25 protein-coding genes and 1 tRNA gene are annotated in these 22,749 nt (G+C 64.8%); 17 read left to right on the top strand and 9 right to left on the bottom strand.

The genetic code is table 11. The features are described 5' to 3' along the window. Nucleotides 1-36: 36 nt before the first annotated feature. Together IVB19_RS02410 and IVB19_RS02405 are read right to left on the bottom strand one after the other, a co-directional pair. Nucleotides 37-113 (bottom strand) — tRNA-Arg (locus tag IVB19_RS02410). 163 nt (nucleotides 114-276) lie between these two features. Beyond that, nucleotides 277-1,776, bottom strand: coding sequence for an ATP-binding protein (locus IVB19_RS02405; RefSeq protein WP_026232446.1), 1,500 nt, complete (start codon nucleotides 1,774-1,776; stop codon nucleotides 277-279). Between the two features lie 382 nt (nucleotides 1,777-2,158). On the opposite strand from IVB19_RS02405, the gene rpmH reads away from it, so the two are divergent. The 14 genes from rpmH (at nucleotide 2,159) to dapE (ending at nucleotide 13,553) form a co-directional block, all read left to right on the top strand. Beyond that, nucleotides 2,159-2,293 (top strand): 50S ribosomal protein L34, encoded by a 135-nt coding sequence (gene rpmH, locus IVB19_RS02400; protein WP_008542748.1) that lies wholly within the window; start codon nucleotides 2,159-2,161, stop codon nucleotides 2,291-2,293. Nucleotides 2,294-2,320: 27 nt separating this feature from the next. After that, entirely contained in the window at nucleotides 2,321-2,734 is a 414-nt protein-coding gene (rnpA, locus tag IVB19_RS02395) for a ribonuclease P protein component (RefSeq protein WP_018453036.1), read from the top strand. Between the two features lie 13 nt (nucleotides 2,735-2,747). Next, nucleotides 2,748-4,607: a membrane protein insertase YidC gene (gene yidC, locus IVB19_RS02390; RefSeq protein ID WP_247820952.1), complete on the top strand. Its 1,860-nt coding sequence runs from the start codon at nucleotides 2,748-2,750 to the stop codon at nucleotides 4,605-4,607. Nucleotides 4,608-4,717: 110 nt separating this feature from the next. Continuing rightward, the gene (gene yihA, locus IVB19_RS02385) at nucleotides 4,718-5,371 is read left to right on the top strand and encodes a ribosome biogenesis GTP-binding protein YihA/YsxC (RefSeq protein WP_085351580.1); all 654 of its coding nucleotides are present in this window, start codon (nucleotides 4,718-4,720) and stop codon (nucleotides 5,369-5,371) included. Beyond that, nucleotides 5,371-5,736 carry a DUF423 domain-containing protein gene (locus tag IVB19_RS02380; protein WP_247820951.1) on the top strand — a complete coding sequence of 122 codons (366 nt, stop codon included), beginning with the start codon at nucleotides 5,371-5,373 and terminating at the stop codon, nucleotides 5,734-5,736. The genes yihA and IVB19_RS02380 overlap by 1 nt, the downstream gene beginning before the upstream one ends. A 231-nt stretch (nucleotides 5,737-5,967) precedes the next feature. Then, a complete protein-coding gene (gene argB / locus IVB19_RS02375; RefSeq protein WP_007597683.1) occupies nucleotides 5,968-6,855 on the top strand; it encodes an acetylglutamate kinase in 888 nt (295 codons plus the stop codon). 68 nt (nucleotides 6,856-6,923) lie between these two features. Then, nucleotides 6,924-7,910 carry a DUF1036 domain-containing protein gene (locus IVB19_RS02370; protein ID WP_018453032.1) on the top strand — a complete coding sequence of 329 codons (987 nt, stop codon included), beginning with the start codon at nucleotides 6,924-6,926 and terminating at the stop codon, nucleotides 7,908-7,910. A 202-nt stretch (nucleotides 7,911-8,112) separates the two neighbouring features. Then, a complete protein-coding gene (locus IVB19_RS02365; RefSeq protein ID WP_085351583.1) occupies nucleotides 8,113-8,805 on the top strand; it encodes a pyrimidine 5'-nucleotidase in 693 nt (230 codons plus the stop codon). Between the two features lie 25 nt (nucleotides 8,806-8,830). Next, nucleotides 8,831-9,736, top strand: coding sequence for a LysR family transcriptional regulator (locus IVB19_RS02360; protein WP_247820950.1), 906 nt, complete (start codon nucleotides 8,831-8,833; stop codon nucleotides 9,734-9,736). A 109-nt stretch (nucleotides 9,737-9,845) separates the two neighbouring features. Then, nucleotides 9,846-10,205, top strand: a complete 360-nt coding sequence (locus tag IVB19_RS02355) for a carboxymuconolactone decarboxylase family protein (protein ID WP_094183287.1) — start codon at nucleotides 9,846-9,848, stop codon at nucleotides 10,203-10,205. A gap of 4 nt (nucleotides 10,206-10,209) precedes the next feature. Next, nucleotides 10,210-10,665, top strand: coding sequence for a DUF302 domain-containing protein (locus tag IVB19_RS02350; protein ID WP_247820949.1), 456 nt, complete (start codon nucleotides 10,210-10,212; stop codon nucleotides 10,663-10,665). A gap of 126 nt (nucleotides 10,666-10,791) precedes the next feature. Beyond that, a complete protein-coding gene (gene dapD, locus IVB19_RS02345; protein ID WP_247820948.1) occupies nucleotides 10,792-11,637 on the top strand; it encodes a 2,3,4,5-tetrahydropyridine-2,6-dicarboxylate N-succinyltransferase in 846 nt (281 codons plus the stop codon). Between the two features lie 102 nt (nucleotides 11,638-11,739). Continuing rightward, nucleotides 11,740-12,390, top strand: coding sequence for a DUF805 domain-containing protein (locus IVB19_RS02340; RefSeq protein WP_247820947.1), 651 nt, complete (start codon nucleotides 11,740-11,742; stop codon nucleotides 12,388-12,390). Further along, nucleotides 12,387-13,553: a succinyl-diaminopimelate desuccinylase gene (dapE, locus tag IVB19_RS02335; RefSeq protein WP_247820946.1), complete on the top strand. Its 1,167-nt coding sequence runs from the start codon at nucleotides 12,387-12,389 to the stop codon at nucleotides 13,551-13,553. The genes IVB19_RS02340 and dapE overlap by 4 nt, the downstream gene beginning before the upstream one ends. A 165-nt stretch (nucleotides 13,554-13,718) precedes the next feature. Here dapE and truA read toward each other — a convergent pair whose 3' ends face one another. From truA to def, 3 genes are all read right to left on the bottom strand, one after another. Then, nucleotides 13,719-14,456 carry a tRNA pseudouridine(38-40) synthase TruA gene (gene truA / locus IVB19_RS02330; protein WP_247821653.1) on the bottom strand — a complete coding sequence of 246 codons (738 nt, stop codon included), beginning with the start codon at nucleotides 14,454-14,456 and terminating at the stop codon, nucleotides 13,719-13,721. Nucleotides 14,457-14,576: 120 nt separating this feature from the next. Further along, nucleotides 14,577-15,500 carry a methionyl-tRNA formyltransferase gene (gene fmt / locus IVB19_RS02325; RefSeq protein WP_018453023.1) on the bottom strand — a complete coding sequence of 308 codons (924 nt, stop codon included), beginning with the start codon at nucleotides 15,498-15,500 and terminating at the stop codon, nucleotides 14,577-14,579. A 12-nt stretch (nucleotides 15,501-15,512) separates the two neighbouring features. Beyond that, nucleotides 15,513-16,037 (bottom strand): peptide deformylase, encoded by a 525-nt coding sequence (gene def / locus IVB19_RS02320; protein ID WP_007597693.1) that lies wholly within the window; start codon nucleotides 16,035-16,037, stop codon nucleotides 15,513-15,515. A 171-nt stretch (nucleotides 16,038-16,208) separates the two neighbouring features. Here def and IVB19_RS02315 point away from each other — a divergent pair, with 171 nt between their 5' ends. From IVB19_RS02315 to IVB19_RS02305, 3 genes are all read left to right on the top strand, one after another. After that, a complete protein-coding gene (locus IVB19_RS02315; RefSeq protein ID WP_247820945.1) occupies nucleotides 16,209-17,408 on the top strand; it encodes a DNA recombination protein RmuC in 1,200 nt (399 codons plus the stop codon). A 62-nt stretch (nucleotides 17,409-17,470) separates the two neighbouring features. Continuing rightward, nucleotides 17,471-17,773: a GIY-YIG nuclease family protein gene (locus IVB19_RS02310; protein WP_247820944.1), complete on the top strand. Its 303-nt coding sequence runs from the start codon at nucleotides 17,471-17,473 to the stop codon at nucleotides 17,771-17,773. 86 nt (nucleotides 17,774-17,859) lie between these two features. Then, entirely contained in the window at nucleotides 17,860-19,224 is a 1,365-nt protein-coding gene (locus IVB19_RS02305) for an AmpG family muropeptide MFS transporter (protein WP_204512756.1), read from the top strand. 139 nt (nucleotides 19,225-19,363) lie between these two features. Here the strand turns inward: IVB19_RS02305 and IVB19_RS02300 are convergent, their stop codons facing one another. The 4 genes from IVB19_RS02300 to IVB19_RS02285 all read right to left on the bottom strand — a co-directional run bounded on the left by IVB19_RS02300 (nucleotide 19,364) and on the right by IVB19_RS02285 (nucleotide 22,684). After that, nucleotides 19,364-19,801 carry a hypothetical protein gene (locus IVB19_RS02300; RefSeq protein ID WP_026232439.1) on the bottom strand — a complete coding sequence of 146 codons (438 nt, stop codon included), beginning with the start codon at nucleotides 19,799-19,801 and terminating at the stop codon, nucleotides 19,364-19,366. Nucleotides 19,802-19,827: 26 nt separating this feature from the next. Next, on the bottom strand, nucleotides 19,828-20,430 hold the full coding sequence (recR, locus tag IVB19_RS02295; RefSeq protein ID WP_018453017.1) for a recombination mediator RecR: 603 nt from the start codon (nucleotides 20,428-20,430) through the stop codon (nucleotides 19,828-19,830). 1 nt (nucleotide 20,431) lies between these two features. Continuing rightward, nucleotides 20,432-20,761 carry a YbaB/EbfC family nucleoid-associated protein gene (locus IVB19_RS02290; RefSeq protein ID WP_007597704.1) on the bottom strand — a complete coding sequence of 110 codons (330 nt, stop codon included), beginning with the start codon at nucleotides 20,759-20,761 and terminating at the stop codon, nucleotides 20,432-20,434. 105 nt (nucleotides 20,762-20,866) lie between these two features. Beyond that, nucleotides 20,867-22,684: a DNA polymerase III subunit gamma/tau gene (locus IVB19_RS02285; protein ID WP_247820943.1), complete on the bottom strand. Its 1,818-nt coding sequence runs from the start codon at nucleotides 22,682-22,684 to the stop codon at nucleotides 20,867-20,869. Between the last annotated feature and the right edge of the window lie 65 nt (nucleotides 22,685-22,749).

The raw sequence follows: 22,749 nt of genomic DNA, 5'->3' as shown, positions 1-22,749 counted from the left end.
GATGCGGGAAATCGGCGTCGATCGCGTATTCGAAAATGGCGCGCCCGGAACGATTCGAACGTCCGACCCTCAGATTCGTAGTCTGATGCTCTATCCAGCTGAGCTACGGGCGCGTTTTTCGCTGACATTGCGGGCGTGGCCCGCAGGCAGCCCCCGGCGACGCCGGAGGGGTGCGAAAGAGCGCCCTGACTAACCGCTCTTGCCCCAATTGGCAAGGTCCGGATTGAGGTGATTTTGCTGGGAAATGACGGTTTCCGCACTCAGCCGCCGGCCGACCTACGCCCGCGCCCGCTCGTTGCGGACGGAGAGCAGTTCCACGGGGCGGTCGGGGATGACGATCCGGAAGGTGGCACCGATGGTGCCTTCGACCAGATGGATGTCGCCGCCATGGGCGCGGACCAGCTCGGCGGCGATGGCAAGGCCGAGGCCGCTGCCGCCGGGGCGGCCGGAGGTCTGGAACGCCTCGAACAGGTGCTCGCGAGTCTTCTGCGGCACGCCAGGGCCGGTATCGGAGACCTCGAGGATGGCGACCGCGCCCTCGCGTTTTCCCGTGATCCGGATCTGCTGCGCGCCGCCCTCGGCGGACGCATGGCTTTCCAGCGCCTGGGCGGCGTTGCGGACGAGGTTGAGCAGCACGCGGAAGAGCTGGTCGGGATCGGCATCGACCGCGAGCCCGCGCTCGATTGCGGCGACCCAGGAGATCGAGGCGTCGGAGGCAAGGCCAGCGGTCTCGCGCACCTCAAGCACCACCGGCTCGATCATGATCATGCGCCGGTCGGGCGCGGCTTCCTGGGCGCGGCCGTAAGACAAGGTCGACTGACAGAAGGCGATGGCGCGCTCGAGCGAGCGGACGAGTTTTGGCGCAAAGCGCTGCACCCGCGGATCCGGCACGCTGGCGAGCTGGTCCGACAGGAGTTGTGCCGAGGCCAGCAGATTGCGCAGGTCGTGATTGATCTTGGAGACGGCGAGGCCGAGGGCGGCGAGCCGGCTCTTCTGATGCAGCATCGACATCAGGTCGCGCTGCATGTCCGATAATTCGCGCTCAGCAACGCCGATCTCGTCGCTGCGCTGGCTCGGCACGATGATCCCCGCTGAACTCTCGGGATTTTCGTGGAAGCCGACCAGGCTCGCGGTCAGCCGCCGCATCGGGCGCACGAAGAGATAATGCATGGCGAGATAGACGAGGCCGGCGGTCAGCACCGCGATGATCAGCGCGACCACCACGACGTTGCGGGAGAATCGGTACATCGACTGCCGCAGCGGCAGCTCGTCGGTGACGATCTCCATGAACTGGGCGTTGCCGACGCCGGGCCCGACGATCCGGATGGCCTGGTTGCCGGTCTCCAGCATCATCCGGAACGAGCCGGTGATCGCCTCCCACGCCGTCATGTCGCGCAGGTCGATATCGTGCTCGATGGCGGCGGGCAGATTGTCGCTGGCGAGCAGGCGACGCTGCTGGCCCATCTTGATGGCGACGGCGCGCGCATTGATGCTTTTCAGGATCTCGCGCGAGAGCGAATCGGGGACCATGCCGAGCGGCGCCGCATCGAGCACCAGCGCTGCCGTGTTGGCCGCGGCGACGCGGTCGTTGAGCCGGTTGACCCAGAAGTTGGCGATGGCCGGCACGTAGAGCAGGATGGCCGCGATCATCACCAGGGGGACGGTGAGCAGCAGCAGCTTGCCAGACAGCCCAAGTCCGCGCGTCCCACGCGGCAGCGCCGCCGGCGGGTCCCGCTGATCCCCATCCTGGATCGGCTGGAGGTCTGTCGCTGCCACGAAATTCGCCCTCGCTGCCTTTACCGGGTTGAAGATTTGGCTGGTGAAGGGTTTGGCGCGTATGAAGATGCGGCCCGCCCCCAGCGCGGTCAAATTACAGATCGTCAATCTCCCAAGGTCGGATGTAAGCGCAGATTTGGCGAGTCGCTACCTCAAGGGTTAAAAACCCCGCACAAACAGCGATATTCGCCGGAATTGAGCTCTTGTGCGGCGTTGACGAAAAGAAGGCGCTCGCTTATAAGCCGCGCAATTGTCCGCGATGACCCGGTGTGACCGCCGGGAGCGGCTCTCTTGGGGCCGAAAAAGGCCCGTTTTGGGCAGCATCTTCCGGACTTTATCATCAATTCTACAGGCAAATTGCCCGGTCAGCGGAGAAAAACCCGTGAAGCGGACTTATCAACCCAGCAAACTGGTGCGCAAGCGCCGTCACGGCTTCCGTGCCCGTCTCGCCACGGCCGGCGGCCGAAAGGTGCTCGCCGCCCGCCGCGCTCGCGGCCGCAAGCGTCTGAGCGCCTGAGCCGGACCCCCTTTTTGGGATTTCATCATGGATCGGCTGAGGCAGCGAGCGGATTTCCTCGCCGTTGCCAATGGCGCGCGGGTGAATAGCCCCGCGTTCGTCCTGCAAAGCCGCGGTCGCGACGATAGCGGCCCGATCCGGATCGGCTTCACCGTCACCAAAAAGAACGGCAACGCCCCCGAGCGCAATCGCATCCGGCGCCGGCTTCGCGAACTGGTGAAGCGGCTCGATCCGGTGTCGATGCAGCCCCATCATGATTATGTGCTGGTCGGCCGAAGGGACGCGCTCTCGCGCGGCTTCGCCACCATGCTCGACGATCTGCGCATAGCGTTCGCGAAGCCCGCGCGGCATACGCACAAGGGACGCGGCTCAAAAAGCAGCCCAACAACCGACGGCTTAAAGCCCGGCCCCGCTCCTGCGACCAGCCGCAAACCGGATTGATGACGAGAGAATGATGACCGACAACCGCAATACCATCCTCGCCGTCATTCTGTCGGGCTTCGTGCTGATCGCCTGGCAATATTTCTACAACATGCCGGCGATGGAGAAGCAGCGCGCCCAGCAACAGGCGCAGGCCGAGCTGCAGAAGACCACGCCGCAGCCGACGGCTTCCGCTACGCCGGGCGCCACGCCGCAGGCCGGCAGCACGGCCCAGCCGTCGACGCCGAGCGCGAACCAGCAAGCCCAGCCGGTTCAAAGCCGTGACACCGCCATTGCTGCCAGCCCGCGCGTGAAGATCGAGACGCCGCGGATCGCCGGCAGCATCTCGCTGAAGGGCGGACGCATCGACGATGTCGCGCTGGTGCAATTCCGCGAAACGGTCGATCCGAAGTCACCGCCGATTATTCTGTATTCGCCCTCGGGGACCGCGGAGCCGTATTACGCCGAGTTCGGCTGGGTACCGGCGACGGGCGTGACGGCGAAACTGCCGGACGCGCAGACCGTCTGGCAGCAGGAGGGCAGCGGCAGCCTGACGCCGACGACCCCGGTGCTGCTGAAATGGGACAATGGCGAGGGCCTCAACTTCCGTCGCACCATCTCGGTCGACGACCACTACCTCTTCACCGTCAAGGACGAGGTGAGCAATGTCGGCAACGCGCCGGTCACGCTCTATCCGTTCGCACTGATCTCGCGCCACGGCACGCCGCAGGTCTCCGGCTACTACATCCTGCATGAAGGCCTGATCGGCTATCTCGATGGCTTGCAGGAATACGCCTACAAGAAAATCGACGAAGCCAGGACGGTGAACTTCAAGGCCACCAATGGCTGGCTCGGCATGACCGACAAATACTGGGCCTCGGCGCTGCTGCCGGACACCAGTGCGCAGATTCAGGCGCGCTTCTCGTCGAATCCGAGTGGCAACGTCCACACCTACCAGACCGATTATCTGCTCGATCCGGTCACTGTCGCGATCGGCGGCTCCGCGACCGCGAACGCACGGCTGTTCGCCGGCGCCAAGGAAGCCAGCGTTGTCGGCATCAACTTCCCGCTCGCCGGCCATGGCGGTTACAACAAGGAACTCGGCCTCAACCATTTCGATCTGTTGATCGACTGGGGCTGGTTCTACTTCATCACCAAGCCGATGTTCCTCGGCCTCGACTTCTTCTACCGCTTCTTCGGCAATTTCGGCATCTCGATCCTGCTCGTGACCGTGATCGTGAAGCTCCTGTTCTTCCCGCTGGCGAACAAGTCCTACGCCTCGATGGCGAAGATGAAGTCGGTCCAACCGCAGCTTCAGGCGCTGAAGGAGCGCTACCCTGACGACAAGGTGAAGCAGCAGCAGGAGATGATGGAGATCTACCGCAAGGAGAAGATCAATCCGGTCGCCGGCTGTCTTCCCGTGGTGATCCAGATCCCGGTGTTCTTCTCGCTGTACAAGGTGCTGTTCGTCACCATCGAGATGCGGCACGCGCCGTTCTTCGGCTGGATCAAGGATCTTTCCGCGCCGGACCCGACCAACCTGTTCACTCTGTTCGGGCTGATCCCGTTCGATCCGACCACCATTCCCGTGTTCGGCCACTACCTCGCGCTCGGCATCTGGCCGATCATCATGGGCATCACAATGTGGTTCCAGATGAAGCTGAATCCGACGCCGCCGGATCCGACGCAGCAGATGATCTTCAACTGGATGCCGCTGATCTTCACCTTCATGCTGGCGGGCTTCCCGGCGGGGCTCGTGATCTACTGGGCCTGGAACAACACGCTCTCGGTGCTCCAGCAGAGCTACATCATGCGCCGCAACGGCGTGAAGGTGGAGCTGTTCGACAACATTCGAAACTCCTTCAAAAAAAAACTGACGACTGAGGCGACGTAGCCGTCATTGCGAGGAGCGAAGCGACGAAGCAATCCAGAGTCCCTTCGCGGATGCGTTTCTGGATTGCTTCGCTTCGCTCGCAATGACGCGGACAAACAGAAAGCCTTCGCATGAATGACGACAAAGATGCGAAGCTGATCGAGGTCGGGCGAAAGCTGTTCACGCGCGACTGGCAGTTCATCTGGGCCTCGCCCTCGACTGAAACGCTGCCGCCGATGGCGGGGCTGGAGATCGCCTTTGCCGGCCGCTCCAATGTCGGCAAGTCCAGCCTGATCAACGCGCTGACCGGCCGCAACGCGCTCGCGCGCACCTCGCATACGCCGGGCCGCACCCAGGAGCTGATCTTCTTCGAGGTCCCCGGGAAAAGTGACCTGCGCCTGGTCGACATGCCCGGCTATGGTTATGCCAAGGCACCGAAGAGCCAGGTCGCGTCCTGGACCGAGCTGATCCACAAATTCCTGCTCGGACGCGCGAGCCTCGCGCGCGTCTACGTGCTGGTCGACGCGCGGCACGGCCTCAAGGACGTCGATCTCGAAGTCCTGAAGACACTCGATCGCTCCGCGGTCAGCTACCAGCTGGTTCTGACCAAGGCCGACCAGATCAAGGCCGCCGAGCTTCAATCGCGCATCGTCGAGACCGAGGCCGCGCTCGCCAAGCGTCCGGCCGCGTTCCCGAACGTGCTCGCGACCTCGTCGCGGAGCGCAACCGGCATGGCCGAGCTGCGCGCCGCGATCGCCAAGCTGCTGGAAGAGCGCACCTCGTAATGGCGGCGTTCCGCCTGTTGATCGGGCTTGCCGGTATGATGGGCGCCGCCGGCGTCGCGCTGGCCGCCGCTTCCTCGCATGGCGGCGATGCGAGCCGGCTCGCCGCCGCAAGCGCCATGCTGCTGTTTCATGCAACCGCCATACTCGCAACCGTCGCCCTGCTCGGGCGCGGCCTTCTGCACGGCGGAATTGGCATCATCGCCGCGTCCGGCTTCGCAGCCGGCGCCGCGCTGTTCGCGGGCGACCTCACCTTGCGGCAATATGCCGGCCATTCGCTGTTTCCATATGCGGCGCCGACCGGTGGATCGGTGATGATCTTGAGCTGGCTGGCGGTGACGCTCGCGGCGGTGATGGTGAAGAAATAGTGGCTCTTTGTTCCTTCTCCCCTTGCGGGAGAAGGTGGCGCGAAGCGCCGGATGAGGGGTTCTCTCCACGAACTCACTATTGCGCGCGCGGAGAGAACCCCTCACCCGTCTCGCCGCTATCGCGGCGATCCACCCTCTCCCGCAAGGGGAGAGGGGAAGAACATCACTTTGCGCCCCGCCCGCCAATCGGATAGAACGCGGCCCGAGTATCCCGCCAGCGAGATCCGCCTCATGACCGAAATCTCCCCGCTCGACCAGGCCCGCATCCTGTCCGAAGCGCTGCCGCACATGCAGCAGTATGACGAGGAAACCATCGTCATCAAGTATGGCGGCCATGCCATGGGCGACGAGGAGACCGCGAAGAATTTTGCCCGCGACATCGTGCTGCTCGAGCAGACCGCGATCAATCCGGTGGTGGTGCATGGCGGCGGCCCGCAGATCGCGACCATGCTCAAGCGCCTCGGCATCGTCTCGGAATTCGCAGCCGGCCTGCGCATCACCGATGCCGCCACCATCGAGATCGTCGAGATGGTGCTCGCCGGCTCCGTCAACAAGCAGATCGTCGGCTACATCAACGAGGCCGGCGGCAAGGCCGTGGGGCTCTCTGGCAAGGACGCCAATATGGTGAAGGCGTCCAAGACGACGCGCACCATCATGGATCCGGACTCGCACATCGAGAAGGCGGTCGATCTCGGCTTCGTCGGCGATCCCGAGAAAGTCGATCTCACGCTGCTCAACCAGCTGATCGGCTACGAGTTGATCCCCGTGCTCGCGCCGCTCGCGACCTCGAAAGAGGGGCAGACGCTGAACGTCAACGCCGACACTTTCGCAGGTGCCGTGGCCGGCGCGCTGAAGGCAAAGCGGCTGCTGCTGCTCACCGACGTGCCGGGCGTGCTCGACAAGTCCAAGAAGCTGATCCCGCAGCTCTCGGTCAAGGACGCGCGAAAGCTGATCGCGGACGGCACCATATCGGGCGGCATGATCCCGAAGGTCGAGACCTGCATCTACGCGCTCGAACAGGGCGTGGAGGGCGTCGTCATCATCGACGGCAAGATGCAGCACGCGGTGCTGCTCGAACTCTTCACCAACACCGGCACGGGCACGCTGATCCACAAGTGAGAGAAGAGCGGACAGGAACAGTGCTGGGAGAGCGGCGGCCTCGCCGCTCCGTCCTGACGCGCTTCCTGATGACGCTCCCTGCCGCAGCCATCTCGTTCGTGTTCTCCTCCGCACCGGCCTTCGCCGACCTGAAAATCTGCAACCGCATGTCCTATGTCGTCGAGGCCGCGATCGGCATCGACGACAAGGCGGCGACCGCGACGCGCGGCTGGTTCAGGATCGACCCCGCCACCTGCCGCGTGGTGGTGCAGGGCACGCTCTCCGCCGACCGCATCCTGCTCAACGCCCGCGCGCTCGGCGTCTACGGCGCATCCCCGATCCCGCAGAACGGCAGCGACACGCTGTGCGTCGCGCAGGACAATTTCGTCATCGCGGCAGCGCGGCAGTGCCGCAGCGGCCAGACCCAAGCCGCCTTCACCCAGATCACCCCGACCCAAGGCGCGGACGGCAATTTCGTCGCCTATCTCGCCGAGGACTCCGAGTATGACGACGAGCAGGCCCGCCTCGCCGGCATCCAGCGGCTTTTGGTGATCGCAGGTTACGACGCCGCGCCGATCGACGGCGTCGACGGGCCGAAGACGCAAGGCGCGCTGGCCGCTTTCCTGAAGAGCCGCGGATTGTCGTCCGACATCCTGTCGTCGCCGAACTTCTTCAAGACCATGGTCGATGCCGTGCAGACGCCGTCTGCGACAGGCCTCACCTGGTGCAACGACACCGCGCACAAGGTGATGGCGGCGGTCGCCACCGACGACGGCAAATCGGTGACGAGCCGCGGCTGGTATCGCATCGACCCCAAGACCTGCCTGCACCCTGATGTGAGCGGCCAGCCGAAGCAGATATTCAGCTTCGCGGAAGCCATCGACGCCGATAACCGAATCGTCAAGCTGAAGGACAAGCCGCTGAACTGGGGCGGCGACAAGCAGCTTTGCACGCGCGAGACCAAGTTCGAGACCAACGAGCAGACCGACTGCGGCGCGCGCGGTTTCGCGGCCACGGGCTTTAGCGCGGTGGACATGTCGAGCGGCGGCAAGACGCTGCGGTTTGCAATGCCGTGACGGGTGCTGTTGTGATGGTACCGGTGCCACGCACGCCGCTGTCGTCCTGGCGAAAGCCAGGACCCATTACCCCAGGATTGGGTTTGGCGAAGAACGACGACCGCAGTGCCCCAATGATCGGTCACGGCGTATGGGTCCTGGCTTTCGCCAAGACGACGATTGAGGGTGGGGCGCCGCCGCGGTCAGCGGATAGAGAGTGAAAATGACCTCCTCCCGCGCCTTTGCCCATATCGACACCTGGGTGTTCGACCTCGACAACACGCTCTATCCGCACCACGTCAATCTGTGGCAGCAGGTCGATGCGCGGATCACCGAGTTCGTTTGCAACTGGCTCAATCTGACACCGGTGGAAGCGCGCAAGATCCAGAAGGATTATTACCAGCGCTTCGGCACCACCATGCGTGGCATGATGACCCTGCATGGTGTACGCGCCGACGACTATCTCGCCTATGTCCACAAGATCGACCATTCCCCGCTGGAGCCGAACCCGGCCCTGGGCGAGGCCATTGCAAAACTGCCGGGACGAAAGCTGATCCTGACCAACGGCTCGGTCGATCATGTCGATGCGGTGCTGGCGCGACTCGGCTTTGCCACGCATTTCGACGGCGTGTTCGACATCATCGCCGCCGAATTCGAGCCGAAGCCGGCGCCACAGACCTACCGGAAGTTTCTCGCCGACCATTCGGTCGATCCGACCCGCGCAGCGATGTTCGAGGACCTCGCCCGCAACCTCACCGTTCCGCACGAGCTCGGCATGACCACGATACTCGTGGTGCCGGACGGCACCAAGCAAGTGGTGCGTGAAGATTGGGAACTGGCGGGCCGTGATGCGGCCCATGTCGACCACGTCACCGACGATCTGACTGGGTTTCTGCAGTCGCTCGCGATCGGCTGACCCCCGCAGCAACGCAGGAGCGACCGTGCCTCAGAAGCCGACAGACTTGGCTGCGATCGAATGGGAAGACCTGCGCTACTTCCTGCACCTGGCTCGCGAAAAAAGCCTCTCGGGTGCCGCACGAAAGCTGGGCACCACGCAACCGACAATGAGCCGGCGCCTCGAACTGTTCGAAAGCAAGCTCGGTGCGATCCTGTTCGACCGCCTTCCGTCCGGCCTTCGGCTCTCCGACACCGGACGGCAGATTCTCGATTATGCCGAGAGGATGGAGGACGCAGCACTGGCGGCGCAGCGGATCGCAGTTGGCAGCAGCGCTGGACTGACCGGAACGGTGCGCGTGACCTCGCCCGAATGGCTCGGGGCACGGATCCTCTCGCCTTTGCTGGCGAAGTTCTGCGCGGCGCATCCGACCGTCACCGTCGAGCTGGTTACTGACGCCGAGGCCCTGAGCCTCACGCGGCGGGAGATAGATGTCGCCCTGCGCTTCGGGCGCTTCCAGCAGGACGGACTGATGCAGCGGAAGATCGCCAGCATTCCGTTCGAGCTTTATGCTGCTGCTGCCTATCTCAAGGCAAAGGGACCGCCCGATTTTTCGGACGGTGGCGCCGACGCTGCGCTCATTACAATGAACGCGGCGCTCGCCGAAAGTGTTGCGGAGGCGAAGTGGCTGCGTCGCTATTTGCCGCAGGCACGTGTTGGATTCTGCAGCAATAGCCGCGATGGTCAGGCCGCTGCGGCCGCCGCCGGCGCGGGGCTGGTTTGCTTGCCGACTCGGCTGGCCTCGGCCTATCCCGCGCTTCGTTCGATCAAGACGCCGGCGCCCGTCCCGAGCCGCGAGCTGTGGCTGGGATTTCATCGCGACACCGGCAAGGTCCGGCGGGTTCGCGCCGTGGTGGACTTCATCGCGGGAGAATTCCGTCAATTCGCCTGACGCTTCGGCAAGCTGTATGGCGGCCATACGCCCATAGCTGATGGCTCCGGCGAGACCGCACGTCTATCTCTCGAGCTCGGCAACAACCCGCCGTTCGAGGAGAGAGACAATGATGATGGATTGGAGCGCCTATCGGAGCGACTTGCTGGCGCGGATCGGCGACATTGGTGCCCTAAGCCCGGCGACGCTGAAGGGCTATCGCGAACTTGGCGCGGCTGGCCCCCAGACAGGAAAGCTGGACGGAAAGACGCGCGAGTTGATCGCGCTGGCGGCGGCCGTGACCGCCCGCTGCGACGGGTGTATTGCGGTTCACGCCGCCGCCGCCGCACGTTTCGGCGCGAGCCGTGAGGAGCTCGCCGAGGCCCTCGGCGTGGCGATTGCGATCGGTGCGGGGGCGTCGTTGGTCTACTCGGCACGGACGCTCGAAGCGTTCGATTCGAGCCGGGCACCGAAGCCGGGCGAAGGCTGATCCGATGACGCAAACACCGCAACCTGTGGCCTTCTCCGGATGCGGTTCGGCCGCAAGCTCGTTTCAACGGTCGGTCTCCTCTTCGCTGACCGTCGAAGAGGTGGTCACCCGCTTGAAGCAGGGAATCATTGCGGCAGACCTCTGGATCCTGCACGAGATCGACCCGCAAATGCTGCTCAGTCGTGGCGGCTTCGCCATCGGCCCCGCGCGTCAGGTCCTGTTTTTCCACCCACGCCTGATGTCGCGGCTGCTGGCGGCCGATAGCGCGGCACTGCTCGAGGCCCCCCTAAAATTCGCCGTGATCGGATTTCCCGACGGTCAAGCCGAACTGCGATGGCTTGATCCGGCTATGGCCTTCGCGCGCTACCGCTCGCCGGCATTGACCGAACTCGGAAATGAGCTCGCCGGCCTCTGCGAGGGTATCGTGAACGGTATCGAGCTCGCGGGCACATCAAAATAGCCGCCGGCCATGTCCCGGGCGCATCCGAACGCGTCGGGACATGGCCGACTGCGTTCTTGACTCTCTCGCTCCAAGTCCCGAAAAAGCGATCCAAATTCCCCGCAAATACCGCTCAAGGATCGCCAAATGTCCCTGTCCGCCCTCGAATCCACCATCAACGGCGCCTTCGAGGCGCGCGACGGCGTCTCGACCTCGACCAGGGGCGAGGTCCGCGAGGCCGTGGATCACGCGCTGGAGATTCTGGACAAGGGTGAGGCCCGCGTTGCCGAGCGCGGGGCCGACGGCAAGTGGAAGGTCAATCAATGGCTGAAGAAGGCGGTGCTGCTCTCGTTCCGCCTCAACGACATGGGCGCCATTCCCGGTGGCCCCGGCAAGGCGGCCTGGTGGGACAAGGTGCCCTCGAAGTTCGACGGCTGGGGCGAGAACCGCTTTCGCGATGCCGGTTTCCGCGCCGTCCCCGGCTCCATCGTGCGCCGCTCCGCCTTCATCGCCCGCAACGTCGTGCTGATGCCGTCCTTCGTCAATCTCGGCGCCTACGTCGATGAATCCACCATGATCGACACCTGGTCGACCGTCGGCTCCTGCGCGCAGATCGGCAAGCGCGTGCACATCTCCGGCGGCGTCGGCATCGGCGGCGTGCTCGAGCCGCTGCAGGCCGAGCCCGTGATCATCGAGGACGATTGCTTTATCGGCGCGCGCTCCGAGGTCGCCGAGGGCGTGATCGTGCGCAAGGGCGCGGTGCTGTCGATGGGCGTGTTCCTGGGGGCGTCGACCAAGATCGTCGATCGCGAGACCGGCGAGATCTTCATCGGCGAGGTGCCGGAATATTCGGTCGTCGTTCCCGGCGCGCTGCCCGGCAAGCCCATGAAGAACGGCCAGATCGGCCCGAGCACCGCCTGCGCCGTCATCGTCAAGCGCGTCGACGAGCGCACGCGCTCCAAGACCAGCATCAACGAGCTGCTGCGGGATTGATTCGCGGCACCAGCTGCCGGACGACACCGAGGGTTCATCGAACCCGCCCTCCCCCCATCGCGACCAAGATTCGGGCGACCTTTCCCGCCCGGAGCCTTTGGTATGGACTGGATCTGGTATCTCTTCCGCTTCGACGGCCGCATCAACCGCGCGCTGCTGTGGCAGGTGCTGCTGATCGTCATGATGCTGGCCTGCATGCTCGGGATGATCGACCAGGCCATCAAGGTGCTGAACGGGGCCGCAACTTTCGCCTTCAACTTCAAAGTCGACTTCGATTTCGGTGTCGACGACATCTTCAACGTGGTCGATCCCAGGGCCTATCGTCAGCTGGCTACGGCCGATCGGGCGACCCTCATCCTCAAAGTGTTCGGCACTTTGCTATTCCTGTGGATCTATCTCGCAACCGCGACCAAGCGGCTGCACGATCGCGACCGGAGCGGCTGGTGGCTGGTTCCGTTCTTCGTCGTGCCTGCGTTGTTCGACCAGTTCTCGGACCTGCTGCCCACCAATTCAAACTGGGTTCTTGCCGTCGCCTGGGCCGTGCACATTCCGTGGTTTTGGGGCCTCGTGGAAATGTTCATTGTGCCCGGCACCTCGGGCGACAACCGGTTCGGCCCCGATCCACTGGCCGTCCTTGAAGATGGCTCCGCGCCCGCACCTGCGGCAAAAAGCTGGGACCAGCAGGGTGAGATCGAATTTGTCCCGCCCAGTGCTAGCCCACCCGGCGGCATGCATGTTAAGCGGGGCGCATGACCGATGCTCTCTCGATTGCCCGCGATCTCATCCGCTGCCCCTCTGTAACTCCGGCCGATGCCGGTGCGCTGGGCGTGCTCGAACAGGCCCTCAATGCGGCGGGCTTCAGGTGCCACCGCGTGACCTTCAGCCAGCCCGGCACCGCCGACGTCGACAATCTCTATGCGCGGATCGGCACTGACGGGCCGCACATCACCTTTGCCGGCCACACCGACGTGGTGCCGCCTGGCGACGAGAGCGCCTGGAGCGTCGGCGCGTTCTCCGGCGAGGTGAAGGACGGCTTTCTGCACGGCCGCGGCGCGGTCGACATGAAGGGCGGCATCGCCTGCTCGGTCGCCGCGGTGCTGGAGCATCTCGCCGCGAACGACGGCAAGCCGCGCCGCGACGGCAAAGGTTCGATTTCCTTTCTGATCACCGGCGACGAGGAAGACGTCTCCATCAACGGCACCATCAAGCTGCTGCAATGGGCGGCCGAGCGCGGCGAGAAATTCGATCATTGTGTGCTGGGCGAGCCCTCCAATGTCGAGACCCTCGGCGACACCATCAAGGTCGGCCGCCGCGGCTCGCAATCCGGCACGCTGTATGTCGACGGCGTGCAGGGTCACGTCGCCTATCCGCACCGCGCCGCCAATCCGGTGCCTGATATCGCGCGGCTGATCGTGGCCATCTCGGACGAGCCGCTCGACCATGGCAGCACGCAGTTCCAGGCCTCCAACCTCGAATTCACCTCGGTCGACGTCGGCAACACCGCCAACAACGTCATCCCGGGACAAGCGCGCGCAAAATTCAACATCCGCTACAACGACAACCACACTCAGGCGAGCCTGCGCGAGCTGGTCGAGACGCGGCTGACAAAAGCCTGCGGCAACCGCATTCGCGCCCGCATCGTCTGGGAGCCCTCGAACTCGAACGTGTTCGTGACCAAGCCCGGCCCGTTCACCGAACTCGCGGTGTCCGCGATCGAGGAAGTGACGGGCCGCAAGCCAGAGCTGTCGACGTCAGGCGGCACCTCGGACGCGCGCTTCATCTCGAGCTATTGCCCGGTGATCGAATTCGGCCTGGTCGGCCAGACCATGCACCAGGTCGACGAACGCGTGCCGGTCAGGGATCTGGAGCAGCTGACCAAGGTGTATCGCGGGATTTTGGCGAGGTATTTTGGGTAGGCCCCATTGCCGCCAAACCCACTGCTGTCATCGCCCGGCTTGACCGGGCGATCCAGTATCCCGTGAGGGTAGTGACTGAGCCGAGAGGCCGCGGCGTACTGGATGCCCCGGTCAAGCCGGGGCATGACAGTGGGGGATGTAGCGAGAGTACGCGCCCTCACCCCATCAATAATCCACCTGCATCAGATACAGCCCGTCCGGCGGGGCGACGATGCCGCAGGCGGCGCGGTTGCGTGCGGCGAGCGCTGCGGAGAGATCGTCGGGGGTCCAGCGGCCTTCGCCGACCCACATCAGCGACCCCACCATCGAGCGCACCTGGCTGTGCAGGAATGAGCGCGCCGAGGTGACTATGGTGATCTCGCGCCCGTCGCGCAGCACGTCGAGCTGATCGAGCGTCTTCTCCGGCGACCTGGCCTGGCACTCGGTGTCGCGGAAGGTGGTGAAATCGTGCTTGCCGAGCAGGCGTTGTGCCGCCGCATGCATCGCATCGGCGTCGAGCCGGCGCGGCACGCGCCAGGCGTGGCCGGCATCGAGTGCGAGATTGGCGCGAGTGTTGACGATACGGTAGCGGTAGTGGCGCTTGATGGCCGAGAAGCGCGCCTCGAAACTATCAGGCACGATATCCGCTTCGAGCACCGCCACCGGATGCGGGCGCAGATGCGCATTCAAGCCGTCGCGAAAACGGCCCGGCGGAAACTGCTTCGCGATATCGACATGCGCGACCTGGCCGCGCGCATGCACGCCGGCATCGGTGCGCCCGGCGCCGTGCACGCGCGCATCCGCGCCGGTCATCGCCTTGACGGCAGCCTCCAGCGCCCCTTGCACCGAGGGCAGCGTCTCCTGCACCTGCCAGCCGAAGAACGGCGCGCCGTCATATTCGATGGTGAGCTTGTAGCGGGGCATCTTGTCCAGTTTCGCTGTCATCGCCCGGCTCGACCGGGCGATCCAGTACTCCGCAGCCTATCCGTTCGACCGAGAAGCCTCGGCGTACTGGATACCCCGCCTTCGCGGGGTATGACAGCGTCAGGTGAATTTGGCGCCGGTCTTCAACGGCACGCCGCGCAGGAAGTCCGCGGCCTGCATGCGTGCCTTGCCTTCGCGCTGGAGCTCGATCAGACGGATTGCGCCCTCGCCGCAGGCGATGGTGAGGTGATCGTCGAGCACCTCACCGGGTGCGCCCGTGCCTTTCGCCAGCTCGCAGCGCAGGATCTTGACTCGCGCATTCTCAAGTTCGGCCCAGGCGCCGGGAAACGGCGACAGGCCGTGGATATGGCGCAGCACCTCGCGTGCGGGCCTGGTCCAGTCGATCCGCGCCTCGGCCTTGTCGATCTTGGCGGCATAGGTGACGCCGTCCTCGCTCTGCTGCTTCAGCTGAAGCCCGCCGCGCGCCAGCGCGGCCATGGCGCGCACCATCAGATCGGCACCGAGCCGCGACAGACGATCGTGCAGATCGAGCGCGGTCATGTTGTCCGTGATCGCGAGCCGTTCCGCCATAGCGACGTCGCCGGTGTCGAGGCCAACATCCATCTTCATCACCATCACGCCGCTCTCGGCATCGCCGGCCATGATCGCGCGGTTGATGGGAGCGGCACCGCGCCAGCGTGGCAGCAGCGAGGCGTGCAGGTTGTAGCAGCCGAGCTTTGGCGCATCGAGGATCGCCTGCGGCAGGATCATGCCATAGGCGACGACGACGGCCGCATCGGCGTCAAAGGCGCGAAACTCTTCCAGCGCCTCCGGCGTTTTCAAAGTCTTCGGCGTCAGCACGGGCACACCGAGCTTTCGCGCGGCCTCTTCCACCGGGGTCGGCTGCAATTGCAGCCCGCGCCGTCCGCCGGGCTTCGGCGCGCGCGTGTACACGGCCGCGATCTCGTGGCCATGCGCGACGAGCTCGAGCAGCGTCGGCACGGAGAAATCGGGCGTGCCCATGAAGATCAGGCGGAGGGGCATCGACAGAGAACCTCACTCCGCGCGCTTGGCGGCTTTCTCGAACTTCTTCAGCACGCGGTCGCGCTTGAGCTTTGACAGATAGTCGACGAACAGCACGCCGTTGAGATGGTCGATCTCGTGCTGGATGCAGGTGGCGTAGAGGCCTTCGGCGTCCTCCTCGTGCACCTTGCCGTCGAGATCGGTGTAGCGCACCCGCACCTTCGCAGGGCGCTCGACCTCCTCGTAATATTCGGGGATCGACAGGCAGCCTTCCTCGTAGACCGACAGGTCCTCCGAAGAGGCGATGATTTCCGGATTGATGAAGACGCGCGGCTCGGGCTTGGTCTCGCCGTCCTGGTCGGGCTTGGCGAGGTCCATGGTGATCAGCCGCAACGGCTGCGCGATCTGGATCGCCGCGAGCCCGATGCCGGGCGCGTCGTACATGGTCTCGAACATGTCGTCGGCAAGCTTGCGGATCTCCGGCGTGACCTTCTCGATCGGCTTGGAGACCAGACGCAGCTGCTTGTCGGGCAGGATGATGATTTCTCTGAGGGCCATGGCCGCGATTTAAGCCGCGCGTTCGATGCGGTCAATGCGGCCGGGAACCCCGTTAACCCTCCGCTAACCATAAAACTTCAGGTTTCGTTAACCATAAAAATTAACAGAGCATTTACCATAAATGTTCGCTATTCGTTCGTGTCTCGAAGCGAATCGGCTAGAAGCAGGGGCATGAACGAGATCATTTTCATGCTTGGCGACTGGCCGGTGCGCACCGTGGACGCGCTGATCGGCTTCGGCGCCCTGGTCCTTATCCTGCTGCTCGTGATTGCCGTCGTGATCGCGCGGTCAGGGCGGCGCGGCGCGGAACTCGCGATGGCCAACGCCATCCGCGCCGACGAGCTCGAGGAGCGCATCAGCCAGATGCTGCACGCCCAGAGCGAGGCTGCGGGCCGGGTCGACGCCATGACCCAGACGCTGGCCGGCCGCCAGGCCGACATGGCGCGCGCGGTCAACGAGCGGCTGGATTCGGTGACCCACCGCGTCGGCCAGTCCATGGAGCACTCGACCCGCAACACCATGGAGAGCCTGCACGCGCTGCACGAGCGGCTCGGCATCATCGACAGCGCACACAAGAACCTCACCGACCTCACCACGCAGGTGACGACCCTGCGCGACGTGCTCGCCAACAAGCAGTCGCGCGGCGCCTTCGGTCAGGCGCGGATGGAAGCGATCGTCCAGGACGGTCTGCCGAAGGGCGCCTACGAGTTCCAGTTCACGCTCTCGACCGGCAAGCGTCCGGACTGCGTCGTGTTCCTGCCCGACCAGCGTCCGCTCTGCATCGACGCGAAATTTCCGCTGGAGGCGATGACCGCGCTGCATGATGCGCGCACCGATGAGGAAAAGCGCATCGCCACGCAGCGGCTGCGCGGTGACGTGATGAAGCATGTCAGCGACATTGCCGAAAAATATCTCGTCGCCGGCGAGACCCAGGAAATGGCGTTGATGTTCGTGCCGTCGGAATCGGTCTACGCCGAGATCCACGACGGTTTCGACGACGTGATCCAGAAGGCGTATCGCGCCCGCGTCGTGCTGGTGTCGCCGTCGCTTTTGATGCTCGCAATCCAGGTGATGCAGCAGATCATGAAGGACGCGCGCATGCGCGATGCCGCCGACCAGATCCAGACCGAGGTGATCAAGCTCGGCGACGATCTCGGCCGCCTGCGCGAGCGCGTGCTGAAATTGCAGAAGCACTTTGCCGACGCCAACGAGGACGTCCGCCAGATCCTGATCTCCGCCGACAAGATCGAGAAGCGCGCGGGGCGGATCGAAGAGCTCGATTTCAGCAAGAGCGATGCGCCCGAAGCCCCGCATCTCGTGGCCACCGGCGCTGCCGAGCTGTTCCCGAGGAAGCTCCAGGCGGGGGAGTAGAATATAGAACACACTGTCGTCGCCCGGGTTGACCGGGCGACCCAGTATCCCAGAGACGGCAGATGGGCGGGCGCTGCTACTACGTGTACATTCTCGCCAGCAAGATGGGCGACACGCTCTACATTGGCGTAACGAACGATCTCATCCGCCGTGTGGCCGAACACAAATTGCAGTTAGTCGAGAGCTTCACGAAGGAATATGGCGTTGTGAAGCTAGTCTATTTCGGGCAATTCGATGATCCCGAGAATGCGATAAAACGCGAGAAGCGCCTGAAAAAATGGACGCGCGCCTGGAAGCTTGCGCTGATCGAGAAGGATAATCCCGATTGGAACGATCTCTATGCGGAGATCGCGGGCCCTCCATAACTCCGGCCTCTGGAATACTGGGTCGCCCGGTCAAGCCGGGCGACGACACCTCACTTGTGGCTCTCAGAATCTGCTAACACCCTGCCATGACCGCACCCGACGCGACCTCCCCTGCCGGCCCCGGCACGGCCCCCACCTCCTGGCGTGACAGCCTTGCCGTTTACCTGCAGCCGCGGGTGCTGATCGTGCTGTTCCTCGGTTTCTCGTCCGGGCTGCCGCTGGCGCTGTCGGGCTCGACGCTGCTGGTGTGGATGCGGGAATCCGGCGTCGATCTCAAGACCATCGGGCTGTTTGCGCTGGTCGGCACGCCCTACACGCTGAAATTCCTGTGGGCGCCGCTGGTCGATGCGATGCATGTGCCGCTGTTCACGCGCGCGTTCGGGCGGCGCCGCGGCTGGCTGCTGTTCTCGCAATTGCTGCTGATCGCAGCGATCCTGCTGCTGGCGCTGACCGATCCCGCGCGCTCGCCGTTCTACGTCGCGCTCGGCGCATTGCTGGTGGCGACGGCCTCGTCGACGCAGGACATCGTGGTCGACGCCTTCCGCGTCGAGAGCCTGCCGGAGAGCGAGCAGGCCGCCGGCATGGCGTCCTATGTCGCGGCCTATCGCATCGGCATGCTGGTCTCGACCGCCGGCGCGCTGTTCATCGTCTCCGGCTTCGAGAGCACCGGCATCACCCGCACGTCCGCCTGGATGTGGGGCTATGTGGTGATGGCGGCGATGGTGCTGATCGGGACGATGACGGCGCTGGTCGCGACCGAGCCCGAGCAGTCATTGCGGGCGGAAGCCGCGACGCAGACGCAGACCGCGCTCGCGCGCGTGCTGCACGCGGCAATCGGCGCCTTCTCGGAATTCCTGACGCGCAAGGACGCGCTTGCGGCACTCGCCTTCGTCGTGCTGTTCAAGTTCACCGACGCCTTTTCCGGCACGATGACCGCGCCGTTCGTGATCGACCTCGGCTTCTCCCGCAACGACTATGCGGCGATCGTGAAGGGCGTGGGCCTTGCTGCGACTCTGATCGGCGGCTTTGCCGGCGGCTTCGTCGCGCGGCGCTATTCGCTTGCGACCAGCCTCTGGATCGGCGGCGTGGTGCAGGCGCTCGCGAACCTCTCCTTCTCCTGGCTGGCCTTCGTCGGCACCAGCCAATGGGCGCTCGCCTTCGCCATCACCTGTGAGAACTTCACCAGCGCCATCGGCACGGTGATCTTCGTCGCCTATCTTTCGGCGCTCTGCCAGAACCCGCTGCACACGGCGACGCAATATGCGCTGCTCACCGCGCTTGCCGCGGTGGGGCGGACCTATCTCTCGTCAGGCGCCGGCTTCGTGGCTGATACCACCGGCTGGCCGCTGTTCTTCGTGATCTGCATGCTGGTGGCGATCCCGAGCCTGGTGCTGCTGGCCTGGTTGCAGAAGCGCGGGCATTTTGATGCGCTGGGGCCGGTGCGGGTTTAGCGCAACGCCGTCATGGCCGGGCTTGTCCCGGCCATCCACGCCTTGCTACGCGGCGCCAAAAACGTGGATGCCCGGGACGAGCCCGGGCATGACGAAAAACAGATGCGCTTATATGTGTGGCGAGCAAACGGGGCGCCCCCTACTGCTTCTTGATCAGGCTCCATTTCGTGATCACGGCCTCGCTCATCTGGCCGGGATCGCTGGCGCAGGCGACTTCGTCGACCTTGACCGAGATCTCCTTGCCGGCAAACGTCTTCAGCTGCGCTGCCTGCGCGTCGCCGCTGGGAACGAGCTGGAAGGTTTCGGGTCCGGTCTCGAGATTGCACAGCCCGCTCGGCGGCGGCAGTCGGCGCGGCTCGGAGGTGATCTGGTAGGTCGCAACCCGCTTGCCGACGTTCTTGACGTCGCGCACTTTCATCGTGTTCAGCTCGCCCGACAGCACCTCCCCGGCATTGATCGGCTTGCCGGGCTTCGACGGCGGCGGAGCCCCGTCGTCCTGTTGCGCGGAGATGGCCGGCGTCGCCAGCATCGTCAGCGTCGCGACCAAAGCCCATCGTGTGGCGAAAAGTTTCGTCATGTCGTCCGTTCCGTAAGTCTGGATGGCTAGAACAGGGTGCGCTGCCGCATCGCGGCCGATAGCGTACCTTCATCGAGATAATCAAGCTCGCCGCCGACCGGCACACCATGGGCGAGCCGGGTTACTTTTACGTTGGCGTCCTGAAGCAGGTCGGTGATGTAATGTGCCGTGGTCTGGCCGTCGACGGTGGCATTCAGCGCCAGGATGACCTCATGCACCTGTGCCTCATGCGCGCGCGCGACCAGCGCCTCGATGGTGAGGTCCTGCGGGCCGACGCCGTCGAGCGGCGACAATGTCGCACCCAGCACGTGATAGCGCCCTTGAGTGGCATTGGCCCGTTCCAGCGCCCAGAGATCGGCAACGTCGGCGACGACGACGATGATCGAGGGGTCGCGCCTCGGATCGGTGCAGACCGTGCAGGGACTTTGCGTGTCGATGTTGCCGCAGGTCTTGCAGACCTGGACCTTCTCGAGCGCGACCTGCATGGCCGAGGACAGCGGTATCATCAGCGCTTCGCGCTTCTTGATCAGATGCAACGCGGCGCGCCGCGCCGAGCGCGGACCGAGGCCCGGCAGCCGCGCGAGAAGCTGGACCAGCCGCTCGATTTCAGGACCCGCAACAGCGCCCATCCTACTGGCCGAACAGCCCCGACAGCCCCGGCGGCAGACCGAGCCCGCCGGTGAGCGACTGCATCTTCTCCTGCATGGCGGCTTCCGCCTTGCGGCGGGCCTCGCCGAAGGCGGTGACGAGCAGATCCTCGAGCACCTCGCGCTCTTCCGCCTTCATCAGCGAAGGATCGATCTTGACGCCCTTGACGTCCATCTTCGCGGTCATGCGCACGGCGACGAGACCGCCGCCGGAGATGCCCTCGACCTCGACGTTGGCGAGCTGGTCCTGCATCTCCTGCATCTTGGATTGCAGCTGCTGCGCCTGCTTCATCATGCCGAAAATATCGACCATCGGTGCTGTCCTTGGTTGGCGCGATGACTCATCGTCGCGCCTTCGCTGATTGTTTTGAGCGTGATCCAGTCGGAAAAGCGCTGCACGCTTTTTCCGGATCATGCTCTAGAGATCGTCGCCGTCGGAACCGTCGGGCGGATCGTCACTGCCATAGTCGGCGTTAATATCGGATTCCGGCGCCTCGGGGGCAAGCCTGCGGACCTCGACGACCTTCGCACCCGGAAACCGCGACAGCACCTCGCGCACGCGCGGATCGGCCTCGGCGGTGCGCGCATGTTCCTGCTTGGCCGCCTGGCTTACCGAGCGCAGCGTCGGCTGGCCCGGCTCGTTGGAGACGATCACGGTCCAGCGGCGCCCGGTCCAGAGCTCGAATTTTCGCGCGAGATCGGAAATCATGGTCTTGGAGGCGTTCGGCTCGAGCGCGACTTCCAGCCGGCCCTCCTCGAAACGAACGAGGCGCATGTCGCCTTCGAGCGCGCCCTTGGTCAGGAGGTCGCGCTTCTGCCCGGCCAGGGCAACGAGCTGGGTGAAGCTCGTGACGCGCAACACGGGCGTGGCAGCTTGCGGATCCGGCGCGGGTGTTGCCATCTGCGGACGAGCACCACCGCCGCCGAACGAGGACGGTGACGAATTCGGCATGCGAACGGGAGCCGCGGACGCCACCGGCCCGGCCGGCGCGTTGCGCGCGGCACTGCCGCCGCTCACGACTGGCGAACCACCGCCGTTCTGCTCCAGCATCTTGATCGCTTCGTCAGGCGTCGGCAGGTCGGCGACATAGGCGATGCGCACCAGCACCATCTCGGCGGCTGCGGCGGGCCGCGTCGCGGCCTGCACCTCGGTGATGCCCTTGAGCAGCATCTGCCACATCCGCGACAGCACGCGCATCGAGATCTTCGAGGCGAAATCCCGCGCGCGCACGCGCTCGGTCTCGCCATAGGCGACGTTGTCGGCGGTCGCCGGCACGATCTTCACGCGGGTGACGAAATTGACGAATTCGGCGAGATCCGAGAGCACGACGATCGGATCGGCGCCGACGTCGTACTGGTCGCGGAACTCCCTAAACGCGGACGCGATGTCGCCACGCGCCAGAGAATCGAAAAGATCGATGACACGGGTGCGGTCGGCGAGCCCCAGCATCTGCCTGACGGCATCGGCCTTCACGGTGCCTGCCGCATGCGCGATCGCCTGATCGAGCAGCGAGAGCGAATCGCGCACCGAGCCTTCCGCGGCGCGCGCGATGATACCTAGTGCTTCGGGCTCGATCTCGACGTTTTCCTTGGCCGCGATGTTGGCCAGATGCTTCATCAGCACGTCGGCCTCGACGCGGCGCAGGTCAAAACGCTGGCAGCGCGACAGCACCGTGACCGGAACCTTGCGGATCTCGGTCGTTGCGAACACGAACTTGGCGTGCTCCGGCGGTTCCTCCAGCGTCTTCAGGAAGGCGTTGAACGCCGCCGTCGACAGCATGTGGACTTCGTCGATGATGTAGACCTTGTAGCGGGCGCTGGCCGGCGCGTAGCGGACGCTGTCATTGATCTGACGGACGTCGTCGACGCCGGTGTGCGAGGCCGCGTCCATCTCCAGCACGTCCATGTGCCGGCTTTCCATGATGGCCTGGCAATGCACGCCGAGCGTCGGCATCTGGACCGTCGGGCCCTTCACCGAGCCATCCGGCATCTCGTAGTTGAGCGCGCGGGCAAGGATGCGCGCAGTGGTGGTCTTGCCGACCCCGCGGACGCCGGTGAGGATCCAGGCCTGCGGAATGCGACCGGTCTCGAATGCATTTGAGACGGTGCGGACCACGGCTTCCTGGCCGATCAGATCGTCGAATGAGGAAGGACGGTATTTCCGCGCCAGCACCCGGTAGGGCGTGCTGGCCCGGCCGGCGCTTTCAGGGTTGGGAGGGGCGCCAGCGTCGGTCATCGGTCGATCCGCAATGAAGTGTCTTTCGGCCGGCTTTGCGGAAAGGAGCGCGCTGGCGGCCCGAG

The organism is Bradyrhizobium sp. 187 (genome assembly GCF_023101005.1).
In the GTDB taxonomy this organism is placed as follows: Bacteria; Pseudomonadota; Alphaproteobacteria; order Rhizobiales; family Xanthobacteraceae; genus Bradyrhizobium; species Bradyrhizobium canariense_D.
Note: the sequence above shows the minus strand (reverse complement) of the source record. Positions and strands in the feature narration are given on the sequence as shown.

Bases quoted from the DNA above. Each gene is read 5' to 3' on its own strand.
- rnpA (WP_018453036.1), top strand. From the start codon at position 2,321: ATGGATCGGCTGAGGCAGCGAGCGGATTTCCTCGCCGTTGCCAATGGC.
- yidC (WP_247820952.1), top strand. From the start codon at position 2,748: ATGACCGACAACCGCAATACCATCCTCGCCGTCATTCTGTCGGGCTTC.
- yihA (WP_085351580.1), top strand. From the start codon at position 4,718: ATGAATGACGACAAAGATGCGAAGCTGATCGAGGTCGGGCGAAAGCTG.
- IVB19_RS02380 (WP_247820951.1), top strand. From the start codon at position 5,371: ATGGCGGCGTTCCGCCTGTTGATCGGGCTTGCCGGTATGATGGGCGCC.
- argB (WP_007597683.1), top strand. From the start codon at position 5,968: ATGACCGAAATCTCCCCGCTCGACCAGGCCCGCATCCTGTCCGAAGCG.
- IVB19_RS02370 (WP_018453032.1), top strand. From the start codon at position 6,924: ATGACGCTCCCTGCCGCAGCCATCTCGTTCGTGTTCTCCTCCGCACCG.
- IVB19_RS02365 (WP_085351583.1), top strand. From the start codon at position 8,113: ATGACCTCCTCCCGCGCCTTTGCCCATATCGACACCTGGGTGTTCGAC.
- IVB19_RS02355 (WP_094183287.1), top strand. From the start codon at position 9,846: ATGATGATGGATTGGAGCGCCTATCGGAGCGACTTGCTGGCGCGGATC.
- IVB19_RS02350 (WP_247820949.1), top strand. From the start codon at position 10,210: ATGACGCAAACACCGCAACCTGTGGCCTTCTCCGGATGCGGTTCGGCC.
- dapD (WP_247820948.1), top strand. From the start codon at position 10,792: ATGTCCCTGTCCGCCCTCGAATCCACCATCAACGGCGCCTTCGAGGCG.
- IVB19_RS02340 (WP_247820947.1), top strand. From the start codon at position 11,740: ATGGACTGGATCTGGTATCTCTTCCGCTTCGACGGCCGCATCAACCGC.
- dapE (WP_247820946.1), top strand. From the start codon at position 12,387: ATGACCGATGCTCTCTCGATTGCCCGCGATCTCATCCGCTGCCCCTCT.
- truA (WP_247821653.1), bottom strand. From the start codon at position 14,456: ATGCCCCGCTACAAGCTCACCATCGAATATGACGGCGCGCCGTTCTTC.
- fmt (WP_018453023.1), bottom strand. From the start codon at position 15,500: ATGCCCCTCCGCCTGATCTTCATGGGCACGCCCGATTTCTCCGTGCCG.
- def (WP_007597693.1), bottom strand. From the start codon at position 16,037: ATGGCCCTCAGAGAAATCATCATCCTGCCCGACAAGCAGCTGCGTCTG.
- IVB19_RS02315 (WP_247820945.1), top strand. From the start codon at position 16,209: ATGAACGAGATCATTTTCATGCTTGGCGACTGGCCGGTGCGCACCGTG.
- IVB19_RS02310 (WP_247820944.1), top strand. From the start codon at position 17,471: ATGGGCGGGCGCTGCTACTACGTGTACATTCTCGCCAGCAAGATGGGC.
- IVB19_RS02305 (WP_204512756.1), top strand. From the start codon at position 17,860: ATGACCGCACCCGACGCGACCTCCCCTGCCGGCCCCGGCACGGCCCCC.
- IVB19_RS02300 (WP_026232439.1), bottom strand. From the start codon at position 19,801: ATGACGAAACTTTTCGCCACACGATGGGCTTTGGTCGCGACGCTGACG.
- recR (WP_018453017.1), bottom strand. From the start codon at position 20,430: ATGGGCGCTGTTGCGGGTCCTGAAATCGAGCGGCTGGTCCAGCTTCTC.
- IVB19_RS02290 (WP_007597704.1), bottom strand. From the start codon at position 20,761: ATGGTCGATATTTTCGGCATGATGAAGCAGGCGCAGCAGCTGCAATCC.
- IVB19_RS02285 (WP_247820943.1), bottom strand. From the start codon at position 22,684: ATGACCGACGCTGGCGCCCCTCCCAACCCTGAAAGCGCCGGCCGGGCC.